The organism is Lacrimispora xylanolytica (genome assembly GCF_026723765.1).
In the GTDB taxonomy this organism is placed as follows: Bacteria; Bacillota; Clostridia; order Lachnospirales; family Lachnospiraceae; genus Lacrimispora; species Lacrimispora xylanolytica.
The window spans coordinates 1,318,284-1,330,692 of record NZ_CP113524.1 but is presented as its reverse complement, the minus strand read 5'-3'; the positions used below and the strand labels follow the sequence as shown (position 1 = coordinate 1,330,692).

At 42.8% G+C, this 12,409-nt stretch carries 14 protein-coding genes and 1 tRNA gene; 5 read left to right on the top strand and 10 right to left on the bottom strand.

Annotated elements, in window-relative coordinates; all coding sequences use genetic code 11:
- Window positions 1-3 precede the first annotated feature (3 nt).
- The 4 genes from OW255_RS06275 to OW255_RS06260 are packed head-to-tail and all read right to left on the bottom strand — an operon-like array spanning window position 4 to window position 3,895.
- The gene (locus OW255_RS06275) at window positions 4-816 is read right to left on the bottom strand and encodes an ABC transporter ATP-binding protein (RefSeq protein ID WP_268116033.1); all 813 of its coding nucleotides are present in this window, start codon (window positions 814-816) and stop codon (window positions 4-6) included.
- Between the two features lie 21 nt (window positions 817-837).
- On the bottom strand, window positions 838-1,854 hold the full coding sequence (locus OW255_RS06270; protein WP_024836750.1) for a FecCD family ABC transporter permease: 1,017 nt from the start codon (window positions 1,852-1,854) through the stop codon (window positions 838-840).
- Entirely contained in the window at window positions 1,851-2,873 is a 1,023-nt protein-coding gene (locus OW255_RS06265; RefSeq protein ID WP_024836751.1) for a FecCD family ABC transporter permease, read from the bottom strand. Before OW255_RS06265 ends, OW255_RS06270 begins: the two co-directional genes overlap by 4 nt.
- 20 nt (window positions 2,874-2,893) lie before the next feature.
- Window positions 2,894-3,895: an ABC transporter substrate-binding protein gene (locus tag OW255_RS06260; RefSeq protein WP_268116031.1), complete on the bottom strand. Its 1,002-nt coding sequence runs from the start codon at window positions 3,893-3,895 to the stop codon at window positions 2,894-2,896.
- 313 nt (window positions 3,896-4,208) lie between these two features.
- Between OW255_RS06260 and OW255_RS06255 the strand changes: the two genes are divergently transcribed.
- Window positions 4,209-5,180: a helix-turn-helix domain-containing protein gene (locus OW255_RS06255; RefSeq protein ID WP_268116029.1), complete on the top strand. Its 972-nt coding sequence runs from the start codon at window positions 4,209-4,211 to the stop codon at window positions 5,178-5,180.
- Between the two features lie 10 nt (window positions 5,181-5,190).
- Here the strand turns inward: OW255_RS06255 and OW255_RS06250 are convergent, their stop codons facing one another.
- The 3 genes from OW255_RS06250 to OW255_RS06240 form a co-directional block, all read right to left on the bottom strand.
- Window positions 5,191-6,114, bottom strand: a complete 924-nt coding sequence (locus tag OW255_RS06250) for an ABC transporter substrate-binding protein (RefSeq protein ID WP_268116028.1) — start codon at window positions 6,112-6,114, stop codon at window positions 5,191-5,193.
- Between the two features lie 267 nt (window positions 6,115-6,381).
- Window positions 6,382-6,564, bottom strand: coding sequence for a DUF6472 family protein (locus OW255_RS06245; RefSeq protein ID WP_024836755.1), 183 nt, complete (start codon window positions 6,562-6,564; stop codon window positions 6,382-6,384).
- Between the two features lie 2 nt (window positions 6,565-6,566).
- Entirely contained in the window at window positions 6,567-7,634 is a 1,068-nt protein-coding gene (locus OW255_RS06240) for an acyltransferase (protein ID WP_268116027.1), read from the bottom strand.
- Window positions 7,635-7,781: 147 nt separating this feature from the next.
- Between OW255_RS06240 and OW255_RS06235 the strand changes: the two genes are divergently transcribed.
- From OW255_RS06235 to OW255_RS06220, 4 genes are all read left to right on the top strand, one after another.
- Window positions 7,782-7,853 (top strand) — tRNA-Glu (locus OW255_RS06235).
- Window positions 7,854-8,047: 194 nt separating this feature from the next.
- Entirely contained in the window at window positions 8,048-8,527 is a 480-nt protein-coding gene (locus OW255_RS06230; protein ID WP_268116026.1) for a helix-turn-helix domain-containing protein, read from the top strand.
- Window positions 8,508-9,362, top strand: coding sequence for an alpha/beta fold hydrolase (locus OW255_RS06225; RefSeq protein WP_268116024.1), 855 nt, complete (start codon window positions 8,508-8,510; stop codon window positions 9,360-9,362). Before OW255_RS06230 ends, OW255_RS06225 begins: the two co-directional genes overlap by 20 nt.
- Complete coding sequence (locus tag OW255_RS06220; RefSeq protein WP_268116023.1) at window positions 9,359-9,712, top strand: DUF4180 domain-containing protein; 354 nt, start codon at window positions 9,359-9,361, stop codon at window positions 9,710-9,712. Before OW255_RS06225 ends, OW255_RS06220 begins: the two co-directional genes overlap by 4 nt.
- 79 nt (window positions 9,713-9,791) lie before the next feature.
- On the opposite strand, the gene OW255_RS06215 is transcribed toward OW255_RS06220, so the two are convergent.
- The 3 genes from OW255_RS06215 to OW255_RS06205 form a co-directional block, all read right to left on the bottom strand.
- Complete coding sequence (locus tag OW255_RS06215; RefSeq protein ID WP_024836760.1) at window positions 9,792-10,214, bottom strand: flavodoxin; 423 nt, start codon at window positions 10,212-10,214, stop codon at window positions 9,792-9,794.
- A gap of 32 nt (window positions 10,215-10,246) precedes the next feature.
- Window positions 10,247-10,801, bottom strand: a complete 555-nt coding sequence (locus OW255_RS06210) for a DUF3793 family protein (protein ID WP_024836761.1) — start codon at window positions 10,799-10,801, stop codon at window positions 10,247-10,249.
- A gap of 451 nt (window positions 10,802-11,252) precedes the next feature.
- The gene (locus tag OW255_RS06205; RefSeq protein ID WP_268116021.1) at window positions 11,253-12,401 is read right to left on the bottom strand and encodes a M20/M25/M40 family metallo-hydrolase; all 1,149 of its coding nucleotides are present in this window, start codon (window positions 12,399-12,401) and stop codon (window positions 11,253-11,255) included.
- Window positions 12,402-12,409 lie beyond the last annotated feature (8 nt).

Genomic DNA, 12,409 nt, shown 5'->3' with positions numbered 1-12,409 from the left:
TCCTTACACCTCCTTTTCGTCGGCTGGTTCTGTAGATAATAAATCATAGGTAAGACAAACAGGCCGCCCGGTCTTTGGTTCAAGAACAATCTGAGCGTCTATGGAGAACGCTTCTTTTAGTACCTCCGGCACCATAACTTCTTCTGGCGCTCCATGTTTAATTACCTTGCCGGATCGGATTGCAATCATATAGTCGGAAAAACGTGCGGCCAGGTTTAAATCGTGCAGTACCATGGCTATGGTGCAGCCCTGTCTGCGGTTTAAATCGTATAACAGCTCCAATACCTCAAGCTGATGGGCAAGGTCCAAGTAAGTCGTAGGCTCATCCAGAAGAATCAAATCGGTTTGCTGGGCAAGGGCCATGGAAATCCATACTCGCTGTCTTTGTCCGCCGGAAAGGGTATCCACCTCCCGGTTCTCAAATTCTGTCAGCTTTGTCACAGAAAGAGCCCACTGTATGATTTTTTTATCTTCTGGTGTCAGTTTTCCAAACCCTTTTTGATGAGGAAATCTTCCGTAGGCGACCAGTTCGCTGACCGTCAGACCGCTTGGAGCTGTTGGTGTCTGTGGAAGGATCGCCATTTTTTTGGCTATTTCTTTGGTGGGGAGCTTTCTGATGTCGTCTCCATTTAAATAGACCATTCCGTTTTTTGGTTTTAAAATACGGCCTACGGCCTTTAATACCGTTGATTTTCCGCAGCCGTTGGGACCAATGATGGTTGTTACCTTTCCCTTCGGTATATTTATATCCAGGGATTTTACAATCATGGCATCTTCATATGCAATATCCAGATCTTCTGTCGTAATGCTGTTCATAAATCCTCCTTTTCTAAAAAGCTACCCGTTTGATTTTCCTAATAGATATAAGAAGTAAGGGGTGCTTAATACGGTAATGACAATTCCTGTAGGCACGTCAGTGCCAAGGCTTATGGTTCTTGTTATGGTGTCGGCAATGAGGATAAGGATCGCTCCTGATAAGCAGGATGCAGGCATTAAAAGCTTATGGTTTGGTCCCACCAGCTTTCTTGCCATATGAGGGGTTATCATTCCCACAAAGAAAAAATTGCCGCCAAGTGCAACACCGCCGGAAGCAAGAGCCACGGCTGCAATGGAAAGCCCTATGAATTCAGGCTTTACTGCTACACCAAGTCCAGAGGCGGTTTCATTTCCAAGGTGAAGCGTATTGATGATACGTGATTTATAAATTACGTACAGGATTAAAATGAGGGTCCAGGGAGCCAGCACTGCTAAATATTTCCAGTCATCTCCCCAAAGGCTTCCGGCGCTCCAGCGCTGTATAAAATCCATCTGATTCTGATCCAGCTTTAACGTCAGAAGTGTAGTGAGGGCACTGTAGCCGCTTGATAAGGCAACACCCGTTAAAATCAGTCCAGTGGGCGAAATATCTCTTCCTCTCCGATAGGAAAGTATGAATATCAGTCCTGCGGCAGTCAGACCTCCGATAAAGGCAAGAAGGGGGAGGACAAAGGCTGAGGATACTCCTTTGGAAGCAAACATTACGACAAATATAAGTACGAAAAGACCGGAGCCTGAGCTGATTCCCAGGGTACCCGGACTTGCCATATCATTTCTTAAAAGACTTTGCATAATACAGCCGGAGGCTCCCATACCAAAGCCAACAAGGATAGCCAGGATAATACGGGGAAGGCGGAATTCAAATACAATGAGATTTTGCTTATCCGTTCCTTCTCCCATGAGAACACGAAATACTTCAGAGACGGACAAGCTCATTTTGCCCGTATTGATGCTGATGATTGCAGCTAACACCATAATAAAGACCATTAATAGGAGAATCGTAATTCCCCGGCCATAGGTAAACCGTTTCTTTTTCATTCGAATTCCCTCCTTTGCTTTCTTGCAAGATAGAGGAAATAGGGAACTCCAATGACTGCGAAGATAATGCCGATGGGAGTCTCATACGGTTTATTGATCAGACGTCCTGTGAGATCTGCAAACACAGTTAAAAGGGCTCCATAAAGCCCTGAGGCTGGAATGATGTAACGGTAATCCACGCCAACCATATAGCGGACAATATGAGGGGTAATTAAGCCGACAAAGCCAACAGGCCCTACCACGACTACGGAAAGACCGGTTAAGACCAGAACGATGACAGTGGAAATTATTTTTAATAATCCGGTGTTGAGCCCAAGTCCGATTGCCACATCCTCTCCTAAGCTCATGAGGGTAACCTGGGAAGACACTCCTATGGCAATCAGGAGACCGCACACAAAAAAGGGAGCAACGATGGCAAGCTCACTCCATTTAGCGCCCGCGGTCCCGCCTGCGGTCCAGTAGGCCAGTGCCTGTCCTAAATGGTACCGAATAGACAGGTATTGGCTGAATGCCCCAAATAACATGGAGATGGAGATACCTGCGAGTACCAGTCTTTGAGGCGTCATCCCCCGTTTTCCCAGGGAGGCAATGAAATATGTGATCCCAGTGGCGATTGCTGCTCCCAAAAAGGCAAATGCCATGGTCTGACCATAGGTACGTGCCGGAAAAAATGCCATAGCAACCGCAATGGCAAAGGTAGCACCGCTGCTGATTCCCATAAGTCCGGAATCAGCCAGCGGGTTTCTGGTGGTTCCCTGCATCAGGGCACCGCAGACTGCAAGACTGCATCCCACGATAATATCCGCCACGGTCCTTGGAAACCGCAGGGACTGAATGATCTGATGTTCTGTGGATGTGGGATCAAAGTTAAAAACCGCACCCCAGGCGGTGGACAAACGCATATCGGCAGCGCCAAAAGAAATGGATGCTGCCGATACCAGTATAAGTAGTCCAACCCCCAATATCATATAGAAGGAAAAGCGGGCCACGCCTTTCCACTTGTTGGGGAAATTCTGCATTATTTTCGTTCCTTTCCGGTCTATTTTGTTATGGAATTGATGGCATCTACGATATAATCCATCTGGGCGGTCAAGCTTAACACATCTGAATAATAGAAGAGACCAGACTTACTGCTTGGTATGCTTATCACCTGATTGTTCACCACTGCCGGAAGGCTTTTCCATATGTCAGACATTTCATATTCGCTGGGCTCTCCCTCAGCGGAATCATAGGGGTGAAACCAAAGCATGTAATCACCAAAATAATTGGCTGCCACTTCATAGCTTAAGCCTTCTCGATTTTCCCCTTTTTCTTTAATGAGCTGCTCCAGCTTTTCCGGCTTCTTTAAGCCAAGATATTTATAAACAAGAGTGCCTCCTCTTGATTCTGTTTCATAAAAAATGCCATAAGAGCCAGAACCCCAATCCTCATTGATGCTGAATGTTTTGTCTTTAAACTTATCGCTTTGAAGAGTTTCCTTTGCAGCCGCCAGTTTTGTTTCAAAGGTGTCTACCACTGACTGGGCTTTTTCTTTTGTGCCGGTTGCTTCTCCCAGAAACAATACCCTGTCGATGGAACTTAAGTCTCCCTCAGGAATTACAATAACAGGAGCAATACTTTTAAACTTATCGTAATCTTCATCACTATAGGTTACAATAAGGTCCGGATCCAAGGCCATGACCTCTTCCTGCTCCCAGTTTTGGATTTTTGTTGTAGCCATCATCTTATCATAGTAAGGCATACCTTCATGTTCCCAGCCATAATATCCAACTATATTTAAATCAAGTGCTACTACATCTCCAACATACCAATTTACTACTACCCGCTTTGGGTCTGTTGGCACTTCAATTTCTCCCTTTACCGTCTGTACCTTCCGGGTCCCCTTTGCCTCAGACTGAGTCGGTTGTTCTGTCTCTGTCCCAGTGCCCGCCTGTGTGCTGGTACTGGAAGCTTGTTTTGTGTTTTGACAGCCAGTTACTGCCAGTAACATGGTCATACCTAAAATAGCAGTAAGAATTCGTTTGCTGCTTCTCTTCATCATAATATCTCCTTTAATCCTTATCCCTGAAATGGTATTTATTATATTGCACGAACATTAGTTAGACTTAGCTAACTCGCGGTGATATTCTATCATGTTACCTCTATTCTGTCAATGAGGAAGAGCAATTATAAGGGTAGGTGGATTCCGATGATATAGATTGGATTTATCCCGTTATATATAGCTTTCTATCTATAATTCACTTTTTTTATATTATTATTTTGGATTACCCTTATCACATTTTGGATTATATCAGCTTGAAAGCTCCGGGGAAAGCATGATATACTTTTAAGAACTGACGGAAGGAGGGATTGACTTGGAATATACCGATGAATACAATTTAGGCTGGGGCGCTTTTTCAAAGCATTTTGGTTTTGATACAAAAAGAGAGGGAAATTATGCCATGCATACGGTACCTGGCAACTGGGAAAACGGCTGGATCACAGAGGTGAATCCTGCCAAGGGTCTGTTTATTGCCAGTGCCTGGTTTAAAGCGGATGAAAAGCTGGATTATAAGATGTTTACAGAAAAACCATGTCTTCTTATTCTCTGCATAGATACGGGAGATATGACGATTACGCAGAAAGGCAAGAAGGCAAAAACCCTAAGTCCTTTCACTCAACTGATCATCAGCAAAGGGACCCCTTTGCGCCTGACCATACCGGCAGGTATGCATATGTGCTTTACCAGTGTGCTGATTTTTGATTCCTGCATTGATAATTTTCTCTCTGCCACAGGATATTCCTACCCCATACGGGTTCTTGATGCAGTCAAATGGAAACCTGGGAATATAGACGCCCCCAATGTCATGCTGGTCATGGAGCAGCTCCGCTGGGGTGTCCGAGGAAACCGGCTTCCTCTCCCGGCATACCTTTTAAAGGCCATGGAGCTTCTTTTCCTTTTTGCACATAACAAGGACAAGGAAGCGAAGAAACCAGAACGCCGCAAATACGTCACCTGGAGCGATGAAATAAAGCTTTACCGGGTCAAGGAGCGGATTGATGAGTCTCCTCTCTCCCTCCCCTCCAACGAGGAATTATGCCGCATCGCTCAAATGAGTGAAAGCAAGCTGCGCATTTCCTTTAAGAGCCTCTACGGCAAAACACTTTATTCATATATCAGGGAATCCATTATGAAACGGGCCATGCAGATGCTGGCTGATGACGATTTGAACATCAAAAACATAGCCCATCTTTGTGGATATGAAAATGCCGCAAAATTCGCTGCGGCATTTAAAGAGGTTCACGGAATCACACCAAGTGAATTCCGGAAAGGATTTGGTTTGTAGGGTTTTTCATTTATTTCCCGGTCAGCTCTTTCATGAGGAAATCAAGCTGTACATTGGATGAATATAAATCAATGTCATAGAAAAGGTCGTGGTCAATCCGGATAACATGGCCTGCCTTCACTGCAGGAATGGAGTTCCAGACAGGATTATCGGAAAGAAATCCCAGTTCACCGCTTAATATGATATAGTCACCGGCATACTCTTTGACAGACTCTATGGAAAGCTCCCGGTACTGGTCTTTCCCTATGATATCTTTCTGGATCACATCAGGTGCTTTCAGTTTAAGCTGGCTGTAAATCAAATCTCCTCCCCGGCCCCACTTATCACCATAGACAAAAATGCGTCCATCGCTGCTGGTGTCAAAAATACTATAGGTCATGGTATCAAGACCGCTCTCTTTCATGGTTTCCTTTGCTTTTCCTATCTTTTCCCTAAATTCTGAAAGAGCTTTCTTTGCCTCTTCCTCTTTATTAAGGACTTCTCCCAGGTATGTAACACGTTCCTCCAGGGATAGCTCTGTGAAAGGAATCATAATAGTTGGTGCAATTTTAGAAACCTTGTCATACTGCTCTTGATTGACGACAAAAATCAAATCCGGATCATATGACATAATCTCTTCTGACTCAAACTTATCCCAGACCGGCAAATCTGCCACTTCTTTTTCGTAGGCGGTTCCCCTGGCATTATAGGTGGCTACCGGCTTTACCCCCAGTGCCAGCAAATCTCCCATTCCGTAGGTAGCAATCACCCGTTTGGGTTCTGCGGGCACCTCCACATCTCCCTGGGAAGTGTTAACAATTCTCCCTGAAGTTTTTAAATCATTGGAAGCTTCCGTAACAGCATTGGCTGCCGGAGCCTTGCTGCATCCAGAAATAATGAGGGTAAGGGATATTGCAGACACAAATGCTGTAGCAATTTTTTTCATTTTGTACATGATAGTTACTCCTTTTATATGAGTTCGTTATGACTAACTCGAAAAAGTATATCATGGAAGGGAATAAAAGTACACCATGTCAGTGGACAATGTTCACATTCTGGTCATAATCTTTTTACAACATGGTCAAACTCTCTTCATATTTGACCGATATACTAAGTTTATCAGATAAAGATGTTGCCAACATACTTTAAGAAAAAATTTTTTTCATAATTGCCGGTGTTCCAGATTGGAATACCGGCTCCTCCCTTTTTACAGGGCTTTTTTTTATATCTGCTTTCTTACTATGGTGTACTCATCTCCGAATTTGTAGTACGGACACTGCCTGGACGAGCTGGTGATAAAACGCATATACTCGTCCTCATCTAAATTCATTTCACATTCGTAGTACTCATATTCTTCGTTATAATTATAATACATACAGCTTTCGCAGCTATCTTTTCCTGCCATGTCTAATTCTCCTTTTTTAACTTCCCTTTGCTTTTGAGAGCCTCCGCTCCCCTTTTTAACAGCTTTACCACTGTTTCATCTAAAATGACCGCCACTGCCAGGGAAATCAAAAAGGTCAGTGCTGTCTCAATCAGTATCCTTGGGATATAGTAATGACGAAATCCTGTTCTTTCTATGATTCCTTTGACCACCTGATTTAAGATCAGGTAATGAATCAAATAGATAGAAAAGCTGTAACGGCTGATGATGGTCACAAGTTTCCTAAAAACCAGAATTTTAATATCGCCGTAATGCTCAAACAATAAGAGTATGGATATTGACATGGCTATCATGGGATAAGCCATATCGTGGATTCCGGGAGTAAAGCCAGGAGTGACAATTTTTTGAAATAAGGTAATGAAAAAGCCTGCCGCCCCAAGGACTCCAAAGGGCAGATACGTTTTTTTTCCGTATAAACGAATGATGATGTATCCTAAAACAAAATATATCAGCCAGCCTTTAAATATCAGGTATTCCATAACCGGTGAAACCTCCAGGCCAAGAGCCGGCAAATAGGTATTAATTCCCTGAGCCAAAAGAATCATGATGAAAAAGCTTTTTAATTCCCGGTCCGTCATGGCATGGAACATACGGGCAAGAAACGGGGTGCACACGTAAAGCGCTATGATGACATACATAAACCACAGATGGGGGGCCGAAGGGATTGACTCTGTAATGAACTCCCGGATAAAGAGTCCTGCATGTTCATGTAAGGGGCGCGGTGTCAGGGACAGATTTACGTTATAATACCAGTAATAGATTCCACTATAGACTATAAATGGAATGACTATTCCCAAAAATCTCTTCCAGTAAAATTCTTTGATATCCTGTTTGTAGGATTGCAATAAAAAAAGGCCGCTTAGCATAAAAAAGATGCCCACTGAGGTTAAGAGCAGTGGAGTTAGGGCAGCAGAAAACAGCCATTGCTTTTCATTTGCCGTCTCTCCAGGAATGGCATGAACCATGATAACTGCAAGGACAGCCAGGGTTCTTAAATAGTCATATTTGATTTCACGTTTCTTAGATTCCATGGCAGCTTTCACCTCCCTTTTTAGTAGAAAGTATATCATAAAAATACGGTCATTGACAAATTTTTTATTTTTTTCAAAAAAAGTGTAGACAAACGAAAAATCCTATGGTATTATTATGAAGCTGTCAGCAAGGACAGAGAAAAAAACGGCCTATTGGTCAAGCGGTCAAGACGCCGCCCTCTCACGGCGGAAACCCGGGTTCGATTCCCGGATAGGTCATAAAACCTGATTTTTCTTTTTGGAAAATCAGGTTTTTTTTGCGTTCCTTACTGATTGATTAAAGGCTAGAGAACGTTGGATATGAATCCATCTAAAAGGAATAATAAGGAATATAATTTTTCAAAATACGCCTTGACTTATTCCTTATTGTTCCCTATAATCAGATTACAAGTAACAATAAGGAGCAAAAATATATGAATGAGACATACTACTCTGTGGAACAGATTTCAGAAATGCTTCACATTCACCCGAAGACAGTTCAGCGTTATATCCGGGAAGGAAAGCTTCGGGCTTCCAAGCTGGGGAAAAGCTGGCGAGTAACAGGACATGATTTAAGTATTTTTATGGAGCTTACGAAAACAACCGTTGATTTTGATAGAGACAAGAAGGAAGTGAAAGGACAGTATGATATAAAGGTATCTTCTGTGATTGATATTGAAGTAAAAGGAATTGACGAAGCTGACCGCATCACAAATATGCTTCTCGCGGCCCTTAACTCCCCTCACACCGATTACGATTATCCAGCCGTTCACGCTCTGTTCATCCAGCCAGAAAGTAAGGTTAGAATTACGTTATATGGAAACTTGAAGCTGGCTCAGGATGTGCTTCACTTTATTGATACTTTGACAGAAAGAATGAAAGGAGAAGATTCTTATGAATCATCAGACCAATAAGGTGTTTAAAACACCAGAAGGAAAAGAAAAATTTTTAACTTATTACAATCAGATTATAAACCATCTTCCCGGAGAATCTATTTATCTTGATACCACATATGGAAAAACGTTTGTGCTTGCCTGTGGACAGCCTCATCTTCCGCCTATGGTATTGTTGCATGGTTCCTGCAGCAACAGTGCATTCTGGGCTGCTGAGATTTCCCGGTTTTCAGAAAAATACCGGGTGTATGCCATTGATACCATCGGTGAAGCTGGTAACAGTGAGGAGAATCGGTACGATGTAAACGACAGCGCCTACTCCCTTTGGCTGAAAGAGGTATTTGACCAGCTTATGATTTCCCATGCTGTTATTATAGGGAATTCTTTTGGCGGATGGATGGCTCTTAAATTTACAACTGCATTTCCGGAATATGCTGATAAACTGGTGCTGATCTCCCCTTCCGGACTATCTCCCATTAAGCCTGAATTCTTATCAAAATCATCTGAGTATGTAGCTCAGGGTTCTGATGAGCTGGAGTCTTTTGACGATTCCATTATTGGAGAGAGCGATATACCAGATAAAGCAAAAGAATTTATTATGCTGATACTAAGGAACTTTAACCCTATGACAGATCCTCTTCCCGCATTTTCAGAGGAAGAAATTAAAAAACTTCGTATGCCGGTTCTTTTGATTGCAGGAGAACAGGATGTGACCATTGATGTTCATCAGGTGGCTAACCGGCTCACTGCTCTTACACTTTCCCCTGAAATCCATATTCTTTCCGGTTATGGTCATATCATTGGGGATGCAGGTGACATCATCGCCCCATTTCTTGAAAAGGAGGGTAACAAATGAATGTGATTATAAGAAACAATCGGTCCATCGGAGTGGTGGATAAGGAAATGAAAATCAAAGACGTTCAGACCATGCTTGATATTATGGCTTCTGCTCATTACAACAGTGAGTGCATGGGTGTTGTTTTATATAAGGAGAGTCTGGATGAAAGCTTTTTTGATCTTAAGACTGGCTTTGCAGGTGAGATTTTGCAGAAATTTGCTAATTATAATATGAAGCTGGCAGTGATCGGGGATTATTCCCATTATACCAGCAAAAGTCTGAGAGATTTTATATATGAGAGCAATCATGGGAATCTGGCTTTCTTTAAGGGAAGTCTGGATGAGGCACTATTGGCACTTGTTCCTTAAACCAGATATCATTCCATCAAATAAACCATGGATTACTGCTAAGCGCTAGCAATGATCCATGGCTTATTTTCATTAAAAGTTATGCAAGTGCCTTTCCAAGCTCTACACACTGTGCTTCTCCATCTGCATCTGGCTCATTGTTACAGATTACGCTTTCATGAGCGAGCACTGCGCCATCCTTTTTACAGGTTTCTTCCCAGTCTCTCATCCATTCGCCGTCTCCCCAGCCGTAGGAACCGAATAAAGCAATCTTTTTTCCTGACAGCTTTGGCTCACAGCCCTTGAACATTGGTTCAAATTCGCCGTCTTCTAATTCTTCGCTTCCCATGGATGGACATCCAAAGGCAATCGCATCGAATTCATCCACCTGTTCTGGCTGAAAATCAGATGCTGTAAATAAAGATACTTCTGCGCCCGCTTCCTTCGCTCCATCCGCTACCTTCTTTGCCATTGCTTCTGTATTTCCTGTGCCGCTCCAAAAAACAACTGCTACTTTACTCATCTTATCCTACCTCTTCTTTCCTCTTTATTTGCTCAGGCAGCCACTGTTAACTGCCAGACCGTTCTGCCATTTTTCCATAAACGCGAGTAAATGACTCTGCATTTGCGGTATCTTGCAAATTTTTTCTCCGCCTCGCATTCATTGCAATAAACCTTCCAGCAGCCGATGCATTTGCAGTTTTTACCTGCATTGTTAATAAATCCGATCACATCACCCAAAGGATATCCAAGAAAGAGTCCTATTTCATGAGGGAAGGAGCCGGATTCCTTCAACCGCTCTGTCAGCCTGCTAAGAGCATACTCTACATCCATATGCTCATAACCGTATTTTTTAAGAAATCTGCACACACCGGGTCGATTTAAATCAGCTTCTAAATGAGTTTTCCGATAAACATAGATCAGCGCCTTGTTATTGCGACGGTATAATTCTATGAGAGATATTCCTTTTTCACCCAGCTGGTTGTTTAAGTGATCCAGCTGTTTTTGAAGCTCTTCTTCCGATGTGAAGGAATGATTAAACAGACTGGCTGTCTTTAAGGAAGCCAGCGTTGGGGAACAATATTCGATTAGATGTCTTTCCAATAGCATTTCAATACCTCCACAGTCAAATTGTTGTTTCCCATTATTCCATTTTTTGCAGGTTTTAGGTTAGTTTTGGCTAACTAATATATAAATATCATATTTTGCACCTACAGGCAATACTGAATTTGCTTAATGGGAAATTTTCTACTATATCATATTATCTGCAACATAGGCTCGTATACTTTTCCAATTTTTTACAGAAATTCTTCATTAATTTTATGCTTTCTTTAGGAGCAGGACAAAATTTCTTCACAATTTTACGGTATGATATTAATACGAACATAGAAAAAACCCAAAGCAGTCAGAGAGCTTACTACATATGTTTTTCTAAGTCGGCGGAGTCGTCCTGAATGGCCTCTTTGCCGGCTCAACCTAATGATTAAGACTGATTCCTGAATTTCAAACACTTGGAACAGTCTTTTATATAGAGAAAGAAGAAGCCAAGGCTTCTTCTTTTTTATTGGTCGTATTCTACGGTGATCAATCCCAGGGCAAGAGAAGCGGTTTTCTCAAGCTGATCCACCGTGGTATATTCCTTTGTGGTATGGACTTCATTCATGCCGCAGGCAACTACAATTCCGCGGATACCATTCTTTACAAAATGATTATTATCGCTTCCTCCTAACGTAACCTGAGTCACAGGAGTGAGACCAAGCTGGCCGCAGACCTTGCGGAATCGTTTTACCACTTCCTCTTCGTCACCGATTTCATAGGCTTCAATCTGCTTCTCATAAATAAATTCTATACTTCCCTCATAAAGAGCTGCTGTCTTTGAGAATATTTCTCTTAATTTTTCCAGCTGCTCAAGTGCCCTTTCATCCTTTAGGCTTCTGATTTCTCCCAGTATGATGCAGTCATCCGGTACAATATTGGTCTGTTTTCCGCCGCTTATTTTTCCGATATTCACCGTTGTCACTTCATCCACCCAGCCCTGCATTAACTGGGAGATGGCATGGGCTCCTATTTCAATGGCATTGATTCCAAGCTGGGGACAAAATCCCGCATGAGCATTTCTCCCCTGTATTCTGATTTCAAAAGAAATGAGGGTTGGAGCTGCCGTGGCGGCCAGACCAATCTCTCCGCTTAAATCAAAGACGTATGCCAGATTGGAACTGACTTTAGAATAGTCAAAGATCTGACTTCCTTTTCCATAGTTTTCTTCTGCCACTGGGAAAAGTATTTCAATGTCCGGATGAGACAGATTTTCTTCTTTTATGACCCGGACTGCCTCTAAGATGGCCGCAACCCCAGAAAGATCGTCAGCACCAAGGATGGTCTCGCCTTCTGAAGTAATGACTCCGTGTTCGTCCTCAATGGCCCGTTTTCCTATGCCCGGACGTACGGTATCCATATGGGCCGATAAAAGAACCGGGCTGCCCTCTGTGTTTCCTTTTAATCGTCCATAGAGATTTCCGGTGGGGGACTGATTTCCGTATCCGGTAATACGCTCTTTTAGCTGTATTCCGGCATCATCTTCCTCTACCTCAAATCCCAATTCCTTTAACTGAAGAGTCAGATAGTCTGCAATCTCTCTTTCGTGGTAAGTTTCAGAATCAAACTCTACCATTGTTTTAAATTGGCTGACAAGCCTGTTTGTGTTTATCATACGATCAC

Excerpts from the sequence above, each read along its gene's own strand:
- OW255_RS06275 (WP_268116033.1), bottom strand. The coding sequence starts at position 816 with ATGAACAGCATTACGACAGAAGATCTGGATATTGCATATGAAGATGCC.
- OW255_RS06270 (WP_024836750.1), bottom strand. The coding sequence starts at position 1,854 with ATGAAAAAGAAACGGTTTACCTATGGCCGGGGAATTACGATTCTCCTA.
- OW255_RS06265 (WP_024836751.1), bottom strand. The coding sequence starts at position 2,873 with ATGCAGAATTTCCCCAACAAGTGGAAAGGCGTGGCCCGCTTTTCCTTC.
- OW255_RS06260 (WP_268116031.1), bottom strand. The coding sequence starts at position 3,895 with ATGATGAAGAGAAGCAGCAAACGAATTCTTACTGCTATTTTAGGTATG.
- OW255_RS06250 (WP_268116028.1), bottom strand. The coding sequence starts at position 6,114 with ATGTACAAAATGAAAAAAATTGCTACAGCATTTGTGTCTGCAATATCC.
- OW255_RS06245 (WP_024836755.1), bottom strand. The coding sequence starts at position 6,564 with ATGGCAGGAAAAGATAGCTGCGAAAGCTGTATGTATTATAATTATAAC.
- OW255_RS06240 (WP_268116027.1), bottom strand. The coding sequence starts at position 7,634 with ATGGAATCTAAGAAACGTGAAATCAAATATGACTATTTAAGAACCCTG.
- OW255_RS06230 (WP_268116026.1), top strand. The coding sequence starts at position 8,048 with ATGAATGAGACATACTACTCTGTGGAACAGATTTCAGAAATGCTTCAC.
- OW255_RS06225 (WP_268116024.1), top strand. The coding sequence starts at position 8,508 with ATGAATCATCAGACCAATAAGGTGTTTAAAACACCAGAAGGAAAAGAA.
- OW255_RS06220 (WP_268116023.1), top strand. The coding sequence starts at position 9,359 with ATGAATGTGATTATAAGAAACAATCGGTCCATCGGAGTGGTGGATAAG.
- OW255_RS06215 (WP_024836760.1), bottom strand. The coding sequence starts at position 10,214 with ATGAGTAAAGTAGCAGTTGTTTTTTGGAGCGGCACAGGAAATACAGAA.
- OW255_RS06210 (WP_024836761.1), bottom strand. The coding sequence starts at position 10,801 with ATGCTATTGGAAAGACATCTAATCGAATATTGTTCCCCAACGCTGGCT.
- OW255_RS06205 (WP_268116021.1), bottom strand. The coding sequence starts at position 12,401 with ATGATAAACACAAACAGGCTTGTCAGCCAATTTAAAACAATGGTAGAG.